The organism is Micromonospora sp. NPDC007220 (assembly GCF_040634035.1).
Taxonomy (GTDB): Bacteria; Actinomycetota; Actinomycetes; order Mycobacteriales; family Micromonosporaceae; genus Micromonospora; species Micromonospora reichwaldensis.
Map to the genome: position 1 here is coordinate 55,974 of NZ_JBEYEU010000007.1, position 16,156 is coordinate 72,129.

The window sequence follows — 16,156 nt, forward strand, 5'->3', positions numbered from 1 at the left end:
ATCAGAGGTACATGCCGGTGCGGTGTTCCTCCTGGTCCCGCTTGACCGGCTTGTCGCCCTCGCCGAAGAACCGCTTCCCGCCGAACTCGCCGTGCAGGCGGTCGTCCAGCTCGTCCGCGAGCCCGGTCATCACCTGGACCGCGAGCATGAGGTGGGTGGCCTGGAAGTTGCGGCCGAAGACGGGGATGGACGCCCACACGGTGTCGTCGGCGCAGTAGAGCCGGCCGATGGGCATCCGGTTGGTCAGCTCGGAGAGCTTCACGTAGAGCCGCTCGGTCGGCTCGACCTCGGTCAGCACCGGGGAGAAGACGTCCACCAGCGGCGGGTTGTCGCGGACCCGGACGAAGACCATCGCCGAACCGGCGCGGATGTTGATGTCGCCGTCGGAGTCGACCTGCAACCGGTCCGGCTCCGACTTGAGCATGGTCGAGACGACCGTGCGGACCTGCTCGGCGAGCGCGGCCGTGTCGTGCTCGGGCGCCTGGGCGGCGGCAGCCGCCGCGAGCGCCTCGTCCAGGTCGGCCTCCACGTTGCGGTCGGGGCCGAACTCGCTGCGCGCGGTGCCCAGCGGCTCCACCGGCAGCGCTTCGCCCTCGGCGTCGTGGATGAGGTAGACGAGGAAGGCGGGGTGGGGGGCGCCGTAGACGTCGCGCAGCGTCCGGGTGAGCAGGGCGGCCAGCCGGGCGGCCTCGGCGGTGCCGCTGTCCAGCCCGAAGTGCTCGCCGGAGCCCGGCACCACGCCGGGCGGCGACCAGCCGAGCGCGATCATGTCCGCCACGGCGGCCCGGTCCAGCCGGTAGCCCTCCGGCAGGGTGGCGTTGCCGACCGCGCGGGCGGCCAGCCGGCCCTCCTCGCCGACGTCGATGCTGACCGAGTAGACCGCGTCGCCGGTGCCGGAGGCCGTCGGGTCGAGGGTCAGCTCCACGTGCGTGCCCGTGGGCAGCGCCGCCAACCGCTCGGCGAGTGCCCGGGCGAACTCGTGCCAGGCCTGGGTGACCTTGGCCCGCAGGTCGGCCGTGCTGGGCTCGTCGAGCAGGATCGGCTCGTGGTGCGCCGGCAGGGTGCCGGGCGAGTCGCCGCCCGGCGCCGAGGGGTGGTCCGCCGTCATGATCGCCTCCGTCCGTCACGGTCACCCTACCCACGGAACGGGGGAGGCGAATCAGCCCGACCGTGATCGGACAGCGGAGGTCAGGCGGGTGTCCCGCCCGGGCGTTCGGCGCCGAGCCCGACCGGCCAGTCCGCGGCAAGCGCGCTGAGCCGGGCCGCGGCGCCGGCCGGGTCCGCGCCCCGCCCGACCGCCAGCCCCAGCAGGTACGCGGTGACGGGCGCGCCCGGCCGCAGCACCTGGTGCGCCACGTCCTTGGCCAGGTCGAGCACGGCCGGCACCGGCACCTGGGCGGGATCCAGGTCCAGCTCGGCACAGGCCGCCGTCACCCAGTCGTCCATGACCGTCATCGCGCCCACTCCTCCGCCCGGCGTACGTCCTCGTCAGTGTCGCAGTCGAACCAGGGCGGCGGGCCGGCACCGGCCCACGGCACCTCGCGTACCCGCAGCGCGGCGAGCAGCGCCCTGATCGGCGCCCCCGCCAGCGACGCGGCGGACCCGTCGGGCTGCCCGCTGGCGCGCTCGGCGGCGAGGCGGTCCAGGGCGGCGCGCAGCGGGGCCACCCGCCACACGCCGCAGAGGGTCTGCCGCCGCCCGTCGCCGTCGACGTAGCAGGCGCCGTCGTGACCGGCGTCGAGGTGGCCGAGCAACTCCCCGACCGCCGCGCGGGTGAGCAGGGGCAGGTCGGCGGCGAGCAGGGCGACCACCGGCGTACCGGCGTCGAGCAGGGCCAGCCCGGCCGCGGCGGCGGCGACGGGGCCGCCGCCCGGCGGTTCCTCCCGGGTCACCCGCACCCCGGCGGGCACCGGTCCGGCCGGGCCGACCAGGATGCGCGGTGCGGCGTCGGCGACCGCGGCGAGCACCCGGTCCCGCATGGGCCGGCCGCCGACCGTCCGGGCGGGCTTGTCGACGCCCCCCATCCGGCGCGCGGCCCCACCCGCCAGCACCACCGCCGCGTACGCGTCCACCGGGCCACGGTATCCGCCCGACGCCTCGCCGGGAGATGCGAGGCAACGGGCGAGAGGTTGCCCGGCTCTCCCGTGTGGAGCGGCGGCCTACACAGAAGTGGGACGTGATCGTGGACGGCCGCCGGTGCAGCCTGGTCCTGTAACGCGGCCCTCCCGAGCGACGGGCTCGGCGAGGGACGGGGCACGGCAGATCTCGGGTCCGGTTCTGCCGTGCCCATCAGAGACGGCCCACGGGGGTGGCGACCGCCGGTCCCACCCCGATTCTCCAACCGGTACACCCTCGGCCCCTGACGGCCGAAGCGAAGAAAGGAGCAACGATGGCGAAGACTCCGCGCCGCCCGCGCGTCCGCAGCCTCATCGCGGTCGCAGCCGTGGCCGGCGGTACGGTGCTCGGCCTGGCCGCGCCCGCCCAGGCGGCCTACAACAGCCCGCTCTACTCCACGCTCAAGGCGTGCAACGCGGCCCGGCCGGCGTACGTCAGCTCGTGGACGTCGCCGGGGCCTTGCTACCCGATGTACAACTGGAACGGCACGAAGAAGATCGGCTACTCGTTCCTCGTGCAGACCCGGGGCTGACGTGCCGGTCCATCGGTCCTAGGCGGCGGGGTCCACCTCGAACGCCATCGCGATCCGCGTCAGTCCCGCCTTGTTCACCGCGCCCGTCTTCTGTCGCAGGCGATGTGTGTAGGTGTCGACCGTCGACTTGGACAGGCAGAGCCTGCGGGCGATCTGCTGGTGGGTGAGGCCCTCGGCGACGAGCCGCAACACGTCCCGTTCCCGGGCAGTCAGCATGGGCGGACCGCCGTCGCAGACATCGGCGACGGCGTCGGGCAGCAGGGCGACCCGCGCCGCGCCGTCGAGGTACAGGTCGCCCCGCCCGACGGCGTGGACCGCCCGCAGCAGGGTGGCCTCGTCGACGTCCCGCCCCAGGTAGGCGAGCGCGCCCGCGTCCAGGGCAGCCCGCACCCGTACCGCGTCCTGGCACGTGGCGAGGACGACGAACGCCGGCCCGTCGGGCCACCACGGGCCGGCGTTCGACTCCCCGCAGCGGTCGGCGACGACGACCTGCGGCGCGTCCCGCAGGGCGGCGACCGGCTCGACCGAGGGGAACACGCCGACCACGGTCACCCCTGGAGCCCGCCCGAGGGCGTCGGCGACCCCCCGAAAGGTCAGCGACCCGTCGTCCACGACAGCGACCCTGACGGTCATGGCCCACCCTCTCCGGACTTCCTCCTGCGGACGGTCACACCGTACGGCGGGCGGCGTACAGGTCGCGTACATCGCGGGTACGGACGGGTCGTCGCCGCGCGGTGTCCCGGCCCGGGGGTGCAGGATGGCGGGATGGGACGGGCGACTGACCGGCGCGGCGTGCTCCGCATCGACCTCGACGCGGCGACCGGCCGCACCTCGGTACGCCGGCAGGACAGCCTCGCCGTGGAGGAACCGCTGGAGATCCGGGTCGGTGCGGCCGGTCCCGGCCGGCGACGGCCGCTCGCGGTGACCATGCGTACGCCGGGCGACGACCTCGACCTGGCGATCGGCTTCCTGCTGACCGAGGGGCTGATCCGCTCCGCCGACGACGTACGCACCGCGCAGCTCTGCGCCGGCGCGGAGACACCCAACACGTACAACGTGGTGGACGTGGTGCTGGCGCCCGGTGTGCCCGAACCCGCCGTCGATCCGGCCCGGAACTTCTACACCACCAGCTCCTGCGGGGTGTGCGGCAAGGCGAGCATCGACGCCGTGCGTACCCGATCGGTCTTCGCGGTGGGCGACGACCCGCTGACCGTGCCGGCGGCGGTCCTGACCGCGCTGCCGGACCGGCTGCGCGCGGCTCAGCGCGGCTTCGACCGCACGGGCGGCCTGCACGCGGCGGGCCTGTTCACCGCCGACGGCGACCTGGTGGTGCTGCGCGAGGACGTGGGCCGGCACAACGCCGTCGACAAGGTCATCGGCTGGGCGGTCCGCGAGCGGCGGCTGCCGCTGGCCGGGCACGTCCTGCTGGTCTCCGGGCGGGCGAGCTTCGAGCTGACCCAGAAGGCGTGGATGGCGGGGGTGCCGCTGCTCGCGGCGGTCTCCGCGCCGAGCACCCTGGCGGTGGAGCTGGCCGAGGAGGCCGGGCTGACGCTGGTCGGCTTCCTGCGCGGCGAGGCGATGAACGTCTACGCCCGCCCCGACCGGATCACCACCTGATCCGTCGGCCTAGCCGAACAGCCCCAACCGGACCGCGGCGTCGCGGGCCACCAGGAAGCCGGCGATGCCGAGGATCCAGCCGAGCATGCTGCCCGAGGTTCGCATGATCCAGGCGTTGAGCCGGGCCAGCACCGGCTCGACCAGCCTCGGCAGCGCCATCCGGGCCGCCAGCAGCAGCACCGCCGGCAGGATCATGACCAGGCAGTAGCCGGCGAGCAGCCCCACCATCTCGGCCGCGCCGAGACCCGAGGTGGTCAGCAGGCCGACCGCGCCGAGGTACGGCAGCATCGTCGCCACCTCCGCGAGCGCGGCGAGCAGCGCCAGCCCCACCAGCCACCGCGCGGAGGAGTCGCCGGCGGTGGCCCGGTCCCGCCAGCGCAGCACCCCGCCGCTGCGCGGACGCCGCTTGCTGTCGTAGCGGAAGCTGAGCAGGAACAGCCCGACCCCGAGGACGAGCTGTGCCCAGAGCACCGGTCGGTTGTCCATCGCCCCGCCGAGGACGTCGGCCAGCCGGCTGCCGCCGAGGGCGAGCAGCAGCCCGACGCCGAAGTAGAAGACGGCGATCGTGCCGAGGTAGACGAGGATCCGTCGGGCGTTGACCGGCCCGGGAGCGAGCAGCAGCCAGACGGGGATGAAGAGCGTGCCGATGCTCGTGCTGTCGACCAGGGCCAGGCCGGCGAGCGTCAGCAGCAGTCCGACGCTCATGCGGTGCTTGCGGTGGGTTGGGGCACGGACCCATTCTGTGCCGGCGTCGATCCTGTCGACTCGCCCTACGGAACGAACGTCCACTACATCTTTCGACGGAGACCAGCATTGCCGGTGCCTGCCGTGCCGCTGTCTGCCGTGCCGCTGTCTGCCGTGCCGCTGTCTGCCGTGCCGCTGTCTGCCGTGCCGGTGCTTCCGATGGCGCGGTCAGCGCGGGCGGGCCCAGGCGGTGAAGCGGGCGGTCAGGCCGGCCGGCGTCGTGGCGTGGTCCAGCGCGGCGAGCTGTTCGCCCGCCTCGGCCTGAAGGGTCGCCAGGTGCATCAGCAGGGCCGGCCGGTCCGTCCGGTACTCGGCGAGCAGCCGCAGCTTCGCCGCCGAGCACGGCCAGGCGATGCCGCAGGCCGCGCAGCGCCAGGTGGGCCGGGTGGGCAGGTGGTCGCGGCGCCGGGTCACGCTGTGACCCGGCGGCGGGTCACGGGACGGCGGTGGGCCTGCGCCGACGAGGCCGGAGCTGCGGTACGCCAGCGGACCCCCTCGCACCACACGTAGAGCGAGCGCCGGTCCACGGCGTCGCCGCGCGCGCCCAGCTGGTAGACGTCGATCCAGCACCAACCGTGGTACGTGTGCCAGTCGGTCAGGACGCGAATCACGCGCACGGAGATCGGGCGGACGAACTGCGGGCTCGCGGACCGGGTCAGGTGCAGGACGTCACCCGACCTGATCTGCCGCAGCGCGGGCTTCGGGTCGGGCTTCGGGTCCGGCTGGCGCTCCGGCAAGGTCTTTCCCCTCGTCCGTCGGTGTGGAGGAGGGGGCCGCCACGGATGCTCGCCCGGCGGCGACCCCCTCGCGGCACGACCGGCGGGCCTCGGGATGCCTCCACCGGCTCGCGCCGTCCACTTGGCACCCTGCCGAGGGTTGCCAGCCGATCACACCGCGTAGCAGTCTGTACCGGGGATATTCAGGACGTTCAGGCGAGGAGCGGGGATGAACCGGGCGGTTCAGGTAGCGATGGCGAAGGCCGGCGAGACTGCGGAGAGCCTCGCAGCTCAGATCGGCGTCGATCCGAAGACGGCGGCACGCTGGGTGAGCCAGGGACGAATCCCGCAGACCCGTCACCGTGCCCGGGTCGCCGAGATCCTGAACAAGGACATAGAAGAGCTCTGGCCGGACGCACTGAAGCGAAGAGAGCCAGCGTGGTTCCAGCCATGGACGGACATCGAGCGCGAGGCAGCCGGCCTGCGCTGCTACGAATCCACTGTCATTCCCGGGCTACTTCAGACCGAGGAGTACGCCCGCGCGGTACTCGCCAGCGGCCCCCTCGTAGCCGACGCAGCCGGCTACGTCGAAACGCGGCTGCGACGGCAGGCTGCGGTATTCGAGCGGCCCCGCCCGCCCCTCTCAGTCTTCGTGATCGATGAGGCGGCGTTGCGGCGAGGCACGCCGGCAGTCATGGTGCCCCAGCTCGACCACTTGGCTGAGGTGGCCGCACGACCAAACGTCATGGTGCATGTCCTGCCGTTGAAGGCGGGCTTCCACCCGGGGCAGGCCGGACCGTTCGTCATCGCCACGACGAGCGACGGGGAGGACGTCGGCTACCTCGACGATCAGGCCACCGGCCGCATCACAAATGACGTTGCTCCGCTCTGGGCCGTGTGGGATACCGTGAGATCGCTCGCGCTTCCGCGAGACCAATCCATCGACTTCCTTGAGGCAAGATCATGGCTGACCTGATCGGCGCGCAGTGGCGCAAGAGCACCCGCAGCAGCTCGAACGGCGGCAACTGCGTCGAGGTCGCCGACAATCTTCCCGGCGTCGTCGGCGTCCGTGACTCGAAGGACCCGGCCGGCCCGGCACTCACCTTCACACCGGCGGCCTGGCGCGCGTTCGTCGCCGAGCTGGCCGAGCGGGCCTGAACACCCGGGACCCGGTCACGCCCTTCCCCCAGACCGGCTGACGCGGAGGACGCGAGCCCTCCTCCCGCCCCTCGCCAGGCCCCCGAACTCTTCCGCTGGAGACGGGAAAGCGACTGGGCCGCGGTCGGCTTCTCGGCCTGCCACAACGTCAGTCACGCCTACGGACCGCCAATCTCATGGGGACCGCGAAACAGGCGAGGCCGCACCGACGATGACCGCCCGGCAGTCCTCCCGTCGGATGGCGTATCCGCTACACATGGTGTGTGGACCACCTTCAAGGGCACCTCGGCACCTGCGCAAGCGGAGCCATGGCCGAGGGGATGCACACCCGACAGGCTGACCTGACGACGGATGCCATACGTGAGGGCCTTGGCAACGTGTTCTGGATCGGCGGTGGACCTGCGAGCGGTAAGTCGACGATCGCGCGTCGGCTCGCCAACCGGTACGGCTTGCATCTGTACGCCACCGACGATGTCATGGGTGACCACGCCGACCGTGTTACCGCCGAGGAAGCGCCTTGCCTGGACCGGTTCAAGGCGATGGACATGGACGAGCGCTGGCTCACCCGTTCCCCGGAGATCATGCTGGACACGTTCCACTGGTTCCACGGCGAGGCGTTCCACCTGATCGTGGACGACCTGCTGAGCCTGCCGGCAGGCACTCGCGTGGTGGCCGAGGGCTTCCGGCTCCTCCCGCACCTGGTCAAGCCACTGCTCGCCGAGGTCGATCGCGCGGTGTGGCTGCTGCCGACGGCGGACTTCCGCGACGCCGCCCTCGCCGAGCGAGGGTCGACCTGGCAGATCCCGGCGAAGACCAGTGATCCGGAACGGGCGAGGCAGAATCTGAGCGAACGCGACCGGTTGTTCACCGAGCGCCTGATCGTCGAGACCGACCGGCTCGGTGTGCGGGCGATACGGTTGGTCCCCGGGATGTGCGAAGACGAGGTCGCCGACCAGGTGGCCCGGCAGTTCGCCCTCTGAACGGCGTCGTCGCCGTCCCTGACTCGAAGGACCCGGCCGGTCCGGCGCTCGCCTTCACACCGGCGGCCTGGCGCGCGTTCGTCGCCGAACTGGCCGAGCGGGCCTGACGTCCGAAGCGCACGTCGGGCCCGGCGCGGGCGAGCAGGATCGCGGACACCCAGCCAAACCCGAGCGCCGCGCGGGAGACGGCTCGTGACCGCCAGCAGTCGAGCTGGCGCCTCGTCACGCAGCCTCGACCGGATGATTCGCGCCTCCTGCGGCGGTGACGGAGCCCGCCCGCGGGCAAACAGGTCGCGCGACGCTGTCGAGCTGAGTCGTCTGTGACATCAGGCGATGCCTGGTTCGCTGCGACACCAGATGGCGGTGAATCGTCTGCGACATCAGCTCGACAGTCCCACGCGAGCCGCAAGGGCCGCCCGATCCTGGCGGTGGACCGCATCGGCGCGCCGCCAGCTCCTCACCGGCGAGACGGAGACGCCCGGTCGGTGTTTGACTGCCCTGCATGGAGCTGAGCGTCGGCGAGCAGCAACTCCCCGCCACCCTGAACCTGCCGGCCGGGCCGGCCCGGGGCGCCCTCGCCGTGCTGCACGGCTCCCACGCCGACAACCGGTCGTACTTCCTCTATGAGCACCTGGCCCGGCTGCTGCCGCCTGCCGGCATCGCGGTGCTGCGCTACGACCGGCGCCCCCGGATCGACGGACGCGACGTGCCGATGAACGCCCAGGCCGACGACGCGGCGGCGGCCCTGGACGTGCTGCGCCGGCAGGTCGGTGATGTCCCGGTCGGACTGTGGGGGTTCAGCCAGGGGGCCTGGGCGGCGGCGCTGACCGCCAGCCGCCACCCGGTCGACCTCCTCGTGCTCGTCGGGTGCAGCGGGGTCAGCCCGGCCCGGCAGATGCGGTACGGCACCGCCGAGCAACTTCGCCGCCACGGGTACGGCGACGCCGACCTCGCCGAGTTGGACCGGCTGCGTGGGGTCACAGAGGCGTACCTTCGCGGCGGGCTGTCCCGGGCGGTCGCCCAGGCGGAGTTGGACGCCGCCGGCGAGCGGCCCTGGTTCCCGCTGGCGTTCCTGCCGCGCGAGGTGCCGGAGCCCGGCGCCTGGGCCGACATGGACTTCGATCCGGAACCGGTATTCGCGGCGCTGACCTGCCCGGTGCTGCTCTGCTACGGCGACACCGACGCCTGGATCCCGATCGAGGAGAGCCTGACGGTGTGGCGCCGGGCGGCCGTTGCGGCAGACCTGACCATCGCCCGGCTGGCCGGCTGGCCGGCTGCGACCATGCGCCCACCCTGCACGAGGCCGAGAACCTGGCCGGCATCAGCCCGCAGTACGCACAGATCCTGCTCGCCTGGCTGGACCGGCGGCTCCCCACAGTTCGATGACGTGGCGGCGTGGCACGCGTTCGTGGTCGAGTTGGCCGAGCGGGCCTGACCATCCGGGGCGCGCTCCGATGCCGGCGGGCCATGGAGGTGGAAGGCTTAGCTGGGCGAGGTGCGGCCTCTCTCAGTCGGGCGTACCGAACTGGAGCCAGACGCGGACCCCCTCGGTGACCTCGTCGCGTCCGCCGAGGGCGTCGCGCACCTCTGCGGCAAACGTGGCTCGTCCCTGCGTGGAAGGCAGCTGGTCGGCCGACAGGGCGGAGAAGACGCCGCCGACCATGTCATCGACGGTGAGCGGTGCGTCGTACCGCACCGACGACTCCGCGTACCGGTAGCCGGCGCGAACGAGGGCGTCCTGGTTGCGTAGGCGGCCGGCGTCGTCGGTTTGGCAGGCAGCTGTGACGGGGTGCCCGAGCAGCCGTTCCAGGCAATCGCGCAGTGCCCTGGACCAATCGGCGTCCTGGAGCCACAGCGGCGCTCCGTTGGTGACGACGGCGACGCCACCGCCGGGACGCAGCAGCGGCCGGGCGGCCCTGAACAGCGCGTCGCGGTCCATGAAGTGGATGGCGACGGCGGCGGTCAGCGCGCCGATCGTCCGTCCGCCGAGTAGCCGACCCAGTGCGGGCAGGTCGTTGTCAGTGCCGAGCATCCACAAGGCGTTGACCGTTGCGGCGTCGAGGGCGGCCTGGCGGGCCAGAACCAGCATGTCCGGCTCCGGGTCCACGCCGATGACGGTCCCGACCCGGGCGGCGAGCGGGAGGCTCAACTGGCCGGTGCCGCAGCCGAGGTCGACCACCGCGTCCTCGGCGCTGAGGCCGAACGCTCCCACGAGGGCATCGAGCACCTCGGGCGGGTAACCACGCCGGTGCCTCGCGTAGTACGTCGCCACCTCACCGCTGAAGCTCGCTCTCATCTCGACAGCCTGCCGGGGAAGCAGACCGGGAAGCGAGCGATTCTGCTCAGGGCATGGCCAGGGTGTCGCTGCTTGCGTCGGGCAGGGCGAGTCCCTGTGGCTGTGACGTACCGCCCACGGCGAGGGGCGAGCGGATCCGACAGCCGATACCTACAGTCGGGCCATGAGCACCGGCAGAGGCGTGCGGGCGGTCTACCCCGGCAGCTTCGATCCCTTCACTCCCGGGCATTTGGATGTGGTGGACCGGGCACGCCGCCTCTTCGACGAAGTGGTCGTGCTCGTCGCGGTCAACAGCCTCAAGAATCCGTGCACCGACGAAGAGGCGCGAGCGGCCGCTGTCCGGGCCATTCTGCCGGTCGAATGGACCTCCGTGAGCGTTGCGGCCTGGAGCGGGTTGACCTCCGACTACTGCCGTCGCCACGAAGCAGGGGTGATCGTCCGCGGCTTGCGGAACACCACCGACCTGCAGAGCGAGTACCGGCTCGCCGCGATGAACGAGTCGCTCGGTGTCCCCACGGTGTTCCTGCCTGCGCAGCCCGAACTGGCTGCGGTGTCCTCGACCGCGGTGCGCACGCTGGGAAAGTGACCTTCGTTCACGCAGCCGCGGACGGCTGGGCATCACGCGAGCGGCCGGCGCTGTCGCCCCGTGTCAGCTCGCCTGGTTCTGCTGCTCGGCCCATTCGGCGACCCGTCGCGCGCTCTCCTTCTCGGAGAGGTCCTCCACCCGGGTCATGACCGACCACCGTACGCCGAAGGGGTCCCTGATGCTGGCGAACCGGTCGCCGGACACGAACGTGGACGGCGCCTCACGGACGACGGCGCCGGCCGCCTCGGCCCGGGCGACGACGGCGTCCACGTCGGGGCAGTAGAGGCCCATCGAGTAGCAGTCCTGGTCCCCTTCGGGGGCCGCGACGAGCCCGTAGTCGGGCATCGGCTCGCCGAGTTGCAGCAGCCCGTGGCCGAAGTCGAGAACGGCGTGGGCCACGACCCCGCCCATCTCGGTCACGTCGACCACCCGGGCACCGAAGATCTCCCGGTAGAAGTCGATGGCGCCGCGGGCGTCGGGGATCGCCAGGAAGGGGGTCAGGCTGGTGGCGCCGTGCGGCGTACCGTTCGTGGTGTGCTCACCGTCGGCGGCTCGGGTCGTTGCAGTCATGTGACCGATCGTAGGAACGGCGGGCGTGGGCCGGCTTGAAGATTCGCGCCAGGTTCCCGACCCGGGTGGGGCGAGCCCACGGGGTGTCCTCTATCCGGCGCGGCTGCCCACGTTCGACCGGCTCCCGCCGCCGGACGCGGTGCGGCAGTTGGTGCGGTGGTTCTGGATCCCGGAGTGGCAGATCCAGCCGGGGCGGTCCTCCCGGCAGCACCTGATCGCCTTCCCCGCCTGCAACCTCGTCGTCGAACCGGACGCGGTCGGCATCTCCGGACCGACGACCGGCAGTTCGCACCGTGACCTCACCGGAACGGGCTGGGCCGTCGGCGCCCTGCTGCGGCCGGCGGCCGTACCCCACCTCGTCGCGGATCCGGCGGCCCTGCGGGACCGCTACGAGGCCGTGGACCTGCCCGACCTGCACGCGCGGGTGCACCGCGAGATGACCGGGCCGGGCGACCGGCGGGCCCGGCACCGCCGGGCCGTCGACGCCTTCGCGGGGTGGCTCAGCGAGGCGATCCCACCGCCGAACGACGAGGCGCTGCTGGCCAACGCCATGGCCGAGGCCATCGACACGGATCCGGCGATCCGGACGGTCGAGGATGCCGCCGTACGCGTACGACTGTCCACCCGCTCGTTGCAGCGGCTCGCGGGACGGTACGTCGGGCTGCCGCCGTCGACGATGATCCGCAGGCGTCGGCTACAGGAGGCGGCCGAACGCCTGCGTACCGACCCGGACACGACCCTGGCCGCGGTCGCGGCCGACCTCGGCTACAGCGATCACGCCCACCTCGCCAACGAGTTCCGGTCGGTGCTCGGCCTCTCCCTGAACAGTTACCGGCAGCGGGTCACGGGCGAGGAGGACGGGTCGTAGGTTCGCCGTAAACTCTCGCGGTATTCGCCCCTAAACTTCCGCGGTACACGTCCGTGGACCTTCGCGGTATTTCTGCCAACTGTGCTTGTTGGACGATCGAAGGCCATGGTCCACTACGCGCCATGCGCAGATTGTTGGCATCGATCTTCGTCCTCGTTTCGGGTGCCGCTGGCGTTGTCGCCGGGACGCCCACGGCTTCCGCCGCCTGCAGTTATCCGTGGTCCAATCCGAGCAATTGGACAGCCGTAACCGTCGGCGACGACGTCAACTATCGCAGCGGCCCGTGGCGTAGTTGCAGTTCGAACGGCACCTGGAACAGCGGATCTGACGTCTATCTGCACTGTTACCGAGTCGGTGAGAAGATCACCGCCCACGGGGTCACGAGCCCGCTCTGGTGGCACGTACGTAAGGCCGGCACCCAGCAGCAGGGCTACATCTCCGAATCCTTCCTGCGCAGCAACGGTTGGATCCTGCCGCACCCGCCCGCTTCCCACCAATGCTGACCTGATCCGCACGAGAGCACTCTGCGGTCGCCCAAGGGAGATCGCTCGATTCCCATGGAAAGGGAGCCCTGATGAAACCAGTACGACTACTGCTGGCAGTTGCCGTGGGGCTGGCCGTGTCGACGGCGGTCGTCGCCAGCCCGGCTGCCGCAGCCGACTGCGACATCCTGTTCGGCAAGTGCTGGACGCTGTACCACAGCGACGGGGATGTCGTCGGTGCGCACGCCGACGGATACACCACCACCCAGTGCGACGGCCTTGGTCGGGTGTGCGTGTTCGGCACCTTGGAGGACACCAAGAGCGATGGGAAGTCCGCCTGCCTGGAGTTCTTCGCGACCTACTCGGACGGCGGCACCCGCAGGGAGTACGACCGGGTGGGCGGCTACGGCAACAGCAAGAGCCTGGGCAGCGCCGGATATTACAGCTTTGCCAGCAACGTAAGCACGATCAAGGCCCGCGAGGGCATCACGAACAGCAGCGGGACGTGCGTCTACGCGTCCGGCTACAAGTCACTGGCCTTCTAGCCGGAAAGGCGATCAATGCGCATCACGGGCCGTAGGTTCACCATCTGTGCGGCGACGACCGCAGCCGTCCTCGCTTTCACGGCATCGCCGGCGTTGGCCGTCGCCAACTGGTCGCTCTACCACACCAACGGAGATGTGGCGGGGGCGCACGCGGCGGGGTCTGTCGGCGTCGAGGACGGACGCGTCATTCTGCGCGGCACGCTGGAGGACACCGCCGCCGACGGCTACTCGGCCTGCCTGCAGACCGAGGCCTACTACAGCTACTCCTCGAATCCGGGCCGCACCGAGATCGACTACATGAGCAAAGGAAGCGGCAAGAGCGCTCCGATCGGTGCGGGCCACTACAGTTTCGCCATCAACGTGACCAAGATCCGCGCCCGCGAGGGCCTGGGCAAGAACGGTTCCTGCTTCGCCTGGGCCACCGGGTGGACCACGATCTACGCGGGCTGAGCCGGGTCGCAACAGGACGTCGCCGGGCCTGACCTGCCGCAGGCTCGCCCGGCCAGCCACGTTGCGCCGACGCGTGTGGAGGTGGGGAAGGGGGCCGGCCGGCCCCCTTCCTGGCGGGGTTCTCCCCGGTCTTCCGGTCCGGGGGCGCCAGGGGAATCTCCCCGATGTCCCGACCGGCGCCGGGAGACAAGGCTCGATGTCATGAGAATCATGAACAGCCGGACCGCCCTCGTGGCGACGGCGCTCGCCACCGTGCTGACCGTCGTGGCCCCCGGCGCGGTCACCGCCGCATCCCCGGCCCGTTCCGCCGTCGACTGCCGCCCCGGCACCCTCGACCCCGGCCCACTCCGGCAGGCGATCGCCGGACTACCCAACTCCGACGCCACCAGCGCCCAGGTCCGGATCACCACCCCGGACGGCTGCTGGACCGGCGCCACCGGCGTCCGGGACCTGCGCAGTCAGGCCCCCGTGCCGCCGCACGCACGCTTCCGGATCGGCAGCGTCACCAAGGTCTTCACCGCCGCACTGGTGCTGCAACTGGTCGCCGAGGGCCGCATCGACCTGGCCGACCCGGTCCAGCGTCACCTGCCCGGGCTGCTGCCCGCCGACTACCCGACCGTCACCGTCCGTCAGCTGCTCGACCACACCAACGGCATCCCCAGCCCGACCATGCCGGACGGCATCGAGTGGCAGCTCGCCCACCGGTACGACCGGTGGACCCCGGAGCAGATCGTGCGACTCGGCCTGCGCAACCCCCGGAAGTTCGAGCCCGGGACGAAGCAGCACTACACCAACATGGGCTACATCGTCGCCGGCCTGCTGGTGGAGAAGGTCACCGGCCACCCGTACGCGCGGGAGCTGGACCGGCGGATCGCCCGCCCGCTCCATCTGCGGGACACGTACGCCCCCGGCGACGACCCGCGCATCCTCGGTCCGCACGCACGCGGGTACCAGGCCGTCGTACGCGACGGGGCCACCGAACTGGTGGACGCCACGACGTGGAGCCAGACCTTCACGCCGGCTTCCGGCAACGTCATCTCCAGCCTCGCCGACCTGGACACGTTCGTCGCCGCGCTCTTCGCCGGCCGGGTCGTGCCGCCGGCCCAGTTGGCCGAGATGTTCACCCTGCCCGCGGTCTCCGACGTCGCCGGTGGTCCGGCCCGGTACAGCGCCGGGCTCACCGCGTTCCCGCTGCCCGGAGGCGAAGTCCTGTGGATCAAGACGGGCTCCCGGTTCGGCTACCTGACCGGCGTGGCGGCCACCCGCGACGGCCGGTTCAGGATGCAGTACTCGATCACCGCGACCGACGCCAAGGGTGAGGAGCTCAGCCGTACGGCTCAGGCCGTCATCGGCGCCGCGCTCGGGATGCTCTGAGGGGGTCAGCGGGGGCCGCGTCGGCTGCGCCGGCGGCGTAGCACTCCGGGCGATCCCACCGCCGGCCAGCCGTCCAGCTCCGACGGCGGAACGCCCCGGCGCAGCAGGTCGTCGAGGAGCAGCGCCATCGAGTGGCCGGGATGCTCGGCCAGGGCCCGTTCCAGGGCCACGGCCGCCAGCGCGCCCTGCCCCGCCCGCCAGGCCGCGAACGCCAGCAGCGCGGCCGGCACGGCGATCAGCTCCGGCTCGGCCCGGCGCAGCACGTCGGTCCAGAGCGCGATGTCCTCGTCCCGCCCGTCGGTGCGCTCCCAGGCGTGGTCGCGGACGGGCACGTGGGTCAGCAGCACGCTCAGCCAGGCGACCTCGTCGTCGGTGAGCCGCTGACCCCGCCGGTGCCGACGCAGCGTGGTGCGTACCGCCGCCGCTCCCGCGGAGCGCAGCGTCCGCTCGCCGCGCGGGTCGGTCGCGGGCGCCCGGTCGAGCAGGTCCGCGAGGCGTCGCTCGGCGCGGGCGGTGGCCCGGCGTACGGCCGAACGGGCCTGACCGGTCACCGGGGCGACCTGCGCGACCAGGGCGGCCCGGTCGGGCAGGGCGACCTGGCCGGCGAAGACGGCCGCCGCGCTGACCTCGCTGGCGCCGACGTCGTAGGGGGTGCCGTCGGGCGGGCAGCACGCCGGCTCGGTGCAGAGGTACGACCAGTAGCGGCCCTCGGTGACGCGCAGGGCGTCGAGCACGGGGAGCCCGGCGGCGGTGAGCGCGGCGCGCACGGCGTCGACCGCCGGGGTGACCAGCGGCGCCGGGCCGTAGCCGAGGACCGTGGCGGTCTCGGCGTGCTGCCGGGCCACGACGCCGGCGAGGTGCCCGGCGGGGTCGCGCGGGTCGGCGAGGTCGGGCAGGTCCGCGCGGGCGGCGAAGGTGATCCGGCGGCCCCGCATCGCCACCACGACGACGCTGTCGGTCGGGTGGAAGCCGAGCAGGAAGGGCACGGCGGCGATCAGGTCGGCGGGGGAACGGACGGCGAGCCGGGGGCGGTCGGTCGGGGTCATGACTGGCAGCCTGCAACGCAGTCGGCACCGTCAGTGACCCCTGTGGATGACATGCGGGTTATCCACAGTCACGGAAC

At 72.3% G+C, this 16,156-nt stretch carries 22 protein-coding genes and 1 pseudogene; 13 read left to right on the forward strand and 10 right to left on the reverse strand.

All coding sequences use genetic code 11. The features are described 5' to 3' along the window. Position 1: 1 nt before the first annotated feature. From ABZ573_RS15905 to ABZ573_RS15915, 3 genes are all read right to left on the reverse strand, one after another. Positions 2 to 1,108: a YbjN domain-containing protein gene (locus ABZ573_RS15905; RefSeq protein WP_151453988.1), complete on the reverse strand. Its 1,107-nt coding sequence runs from the start codon at positions 1,106 to 1,108 to the stop codon at positions 2 to 4. Positions 1,109 to 1,188: 80 nt separating this feature from the next. Next, the gene (locus ABZ573_RS15910) at positions 1,189 to 1,455 is read right to left on the reverse strand and encodes a DUF6457 domain-containing protein (RefSeq protein WP_151453989.1); all 267 of its coding nucleotides are present in this window, start codon (positions 1,453 to 1,455) and stop codon (positions 1,189 to 1,191) included. Then, positions 1,452 to 2,072 carry an NTP transferase domain-containing protein gene (locus tag ABZ573_RS15915; protein ID WP_358118735.1) on the reverse strand — a complete coding sequence of 207 codons (621 nt, stop codon included), beginning with the start codon at positions 2,070 to 2,072 and terminating at the stop codon, positions 1,452 to 1,454. The genes ABZ573_RS15910 and ABZ573_RS15915 overlap by 4 nt, the downstream gene beginning before the upstream one ends. A gap of 317 nt (positions 2,073 to 2,389) precedes the next feature. On the opposite strand from ABZ573_RS15915, the gene ABZ573_RS15920 reads away from it, so the two are divergent. Next, the gene (locus ABZ573_RS15920; protein ID WP_151453991.1) at positions 2,390 to 2,647 is read left to right on the forward strand and encodes a hypothetical protein; all 258 of its coding nucleotides are present in this window, start codon (positions 2,390 to 2,392) and stop codon (positions 2,645 to 2,647) included. An 18-nt stretch (positions 2,648 to 2,665) separates the two neighbouring features. On the opposite strand, the gene ABZ573_RS15925 is transcribed toward ABZ573_RS15920, so the two are convergent. Next, the gene (locus ABZ573_RS15925; protein ID WP_358118737.1) at positions 2,666 to 3,280 is read right to left on the reverse strand and encodes a response regulator transcription factor; all 615 of its coding nucleotides are present in this window, start codon (positions 3,278 to 3,280) and stop codon (positions 2,666 to 2,668) included. A 132-nt stretch (positions 3,281 to 3,412) separates the two neighbouring features. Between ABZ573_RS15925 and fdhD the strand changes: the two genes are divergently transcribed. Then, positions 3,413 to 4,264 carry a formate dehydrogenase accessory sulfurtransferase FdhD gene (fdhD, locus tag ABZ573_RS15930; RefSeq protein WP_151453993.1) on the forward strand — a complete coding sequence of 284 codons (852 nt, stop codon included), beginning with the start codon at positions 3,413 to 3,415 and terminating at the stop codon, positions 4,262 to 4,264. Positions 4,265 to 4,273: 9 nt separating this feature from the next. On the opposite strand, the gene ABZ573_RS15935 is transcribed toward fdhD, so the two are convergent. From ABZ573_RS15935 to ABZ573_RS15945, 3 genes are all read right to left on the reverse strand, one after another. Then, complete coding sequence (locus ABZ573_RS15935) at positions 4,274 to 4,969, reverse strand: GAP family protein (RefSeq protein ID WP_358118740.1); 696 nt, start codon at positions 4,967 to 4,969, stop codon at positions 4,274 to 4,276. Between the two features lie 207 nt (positions 4,970 to 5,176). Next, positions 5,177 to 5,422 (reverse strand): flavin reductase, encoded by a 246-nt coding sequence (locus ABZ573_RS15940; RefSeq protein WP_358118742.1) that lies wholly within the window; start codon positions 5,420 to 5,422, stop codon positions 5,177 to 5,179. After that, positions 5,419 to 5,700, reverse strand: a complete 282-nt coding sequence (locus tag ABZ573_RS15945) for a hypothetical protein (protein WP_151454017.1) — start codon at positions 5,698 to 5,700, stop codon at positions 5,419 to 5,421. The genes ABZ573_RS15940 and ABZ573_RS15945 overlap by 4 nt, the downstream gene beginning before the upstream one ends. A gap of 253 nt (positions 5,701 to 5,953) precedes the next feature. Between ABZ573_RS15945 and ABZ573_RS15950 the strand changes: the two genes are divergently transcribed. From ABZ573_RS15950 to ABZ573_RS15970, 5 genes and pseudogenes are all read left to right on the forward strand, one after another. Then, positions 5,954 to 6,700 (forward strand): helix-turn-helix transcriptional regulator, encoded by a 747-nt coding sequence (locus ABZ573_RS15950; RefSeq protein WP_151453996.1) that lies wholly within the window; start codon positions 5,954 to 5,956, stop codon positions 6,698 to 6,700. Next, complete coding sequence (locus ABZ573_RS15955) at positions 6,688 to 6,882, forward strand: DUF397 domain-containing protein (protein ID WP_151453997.1); 195 nt, start codon at positions 6,688 to 6,690, stop codon at positions 6,880 to 6,882. Before ABZ573_RS15950 ends, ABZ573_RS15955 begins: the two co-directional genes overlap by 13 nt. A gap of 308 nt (positions 6,883 to 7,190) precedes the next feature. Further along, entirely contained in the window at positions 7,191 to 7,862 is a 672-nt protein-coding gene (locus ABZ573_RS15960; RefSeq protein WP_358118745.1) for a hypothetical protein, read from the forward strand. After that, positions 7,859 to 7,969 (forward strand): annotated as a pseudogene (locus tag ABZ573_RS15965) (DUF397 domain-containing protein); the annotation flags it as partial. The gene ABZ573_RS15960 and the pseudogene ABZ573_RS15965, both read left to right, overlap by 4 nt. 395 nt (positions 7,970 to 8,364) lie before the next feature. Next, complete coding sequence (locus ABZ573_RS15970; RefSeq protein WP_358118747.1) at positions 8,365 to 9,297, forward strand: alpha/beta hydrolase; 933 nt, start codon at positions 8,365 to 8,367, stop codon at positions 9,295 to 9,297. Positions 9,298 to 9,369: 72 nt separating this feature from the next. Here ABZ573_RS15970 and ABZ573_RS15975 read toward each other — a convergent pair whose 3' ends face one another. Further along, positions 9,370 to 10,158 (reverse strand): class I SAM-dependent methyltransferase, encoded by a 789-nt coding sequence (locus ABZ573_RS15975; protein WP_151454000.1) that lies wholly within the window; start codon positions 10,156 to 10,158, stop codon positions 9,370 to 9,372. 163 nt (positions 10,159 to 10,321) lie between these two features. Between ABZ573_RS15975 and coaD the strand changes: the two genes are divergently transcribed. Continuing rightward, positions 10,322 to 10,744: a pantetheine-phosphate adenylyltransferase gene (gene coaD / locus ABZ573_RS15980; RefSeq protein ID WP_151454001.1), complete on the forward strand. Its 423-nt coding sequence runs from the start codon at positions 10,322 to 10,324 to the stop codon at positions 10,742 to 10,744. A 63-nt stretch (positions 10,745 to 10,807) separates the two neighbouring features. On the opposite strand, the gene ABZ573_RS15985 is transcribed toward coaD, so the two are convergent. Beyond that, positions 10,808 to 11,314 carry a VOC family protein gene (locus ABZ573_RS15985; RefSeq protein WP_132240483.1) on the reverse strand — a complete coding sequence of 169 codons (507 nt, stop codon included), beginning with the start codon at positions 11,312 to 11,314 and terminating at the stop codon, positions 10,808 to 10,810. Between the two features lie 25 nt (positions 11,315 to 11,339). Between ABZ573_RS15985 and ABZ573_RS15990 the strand changes: the two genes are divergently transcribed. The 5 genes from ABZ573_RS15990 (at position 11,340) to ABZ573_RS16010 (ending at position 15,033) form a co-directional block, all read left to right on the forward strand. Then, positions 11,340 to 12,182 (forward strand): helix-turn-helix domain-containing protein, encoded by an 843-nt coding sequence (locus ABZ573_RS15990; protein WP_358118750.1) that lies wholly within the window; start codon positions 11,340 to 11,342, stop codon positions 12,180 to 12,182. A 122-nt stretch (positions 12,183 to 12,304) separates the two neighbouring features. Beyond that, the gene (locus ABZ573_RS15995) at positions 12,305 to 12,685 is read left to right on the forward strand and encodes a hypothetical protein (RefSeq protein ID WP_151454003.1); all 381 of its coding nucleotides are present in this window, start codon (positions 12,305 to 12,307) and stop codon (positions 12,683 to 12,685) included. A gap of 71 nt (positions 12,686 to 12,756) precedes the next feature. Beyond that, on the forward strand, positions 12,757 to 13,209 hold the full coding sequence (locus tag ABZ573_RS16000; RefSeq protein WP_151454004.1) for a hypothetical protein: 453 nt from the start codon (positions 12,757 to 12,759) through the stop codon (positions 13,207 to 13,209). Positions 13,210 to 13,224: 15 nt separating this feature from the next. Continuing rightward, positions 13,225 to 13,659 carry a hypothetical protein gene (locus tag ABZ573_RS16005; protein WP_327030015.1) on the forward strand — a complete coding sequence of 145 codons (435 nt, stop codon included), beginning with the start codon at positions 13,225 to 13,227 and terminating at the stop codon, positions 13,657 to 13,659. Positions 13,660 to 13,860: 201 nt separating this feature from the next. After that, entirely contained in the window at positions 13,861 to 15,033 is a 1,173-nt protein-coding gene (locus ABZ573_RS16010) for a serine hydrolase domain-containing protein (protein ID WP_358118753.1), read from the forward strand. Between the two features lie 5 nt (positions 15,034 to 15,038). On the opposite strand, the gene ABZ573_RS16015 is transcribed toward ABZ573_RS16010, so the two are convergent. Next, positions 15,039 to 16,079, reverse strand: a complete 1,041-nt coding sequence (locus tag ABZ573_RS16015) for a DUF4192 domain-containing protein (RefSeq protein ID WP_151454007.1) — start codon at positions 16,077 to 16,079, stop codon at positions 15,039 to 15,041. Positions 16,080 to 16,156 lie beyond the last annotated feature (77 nt).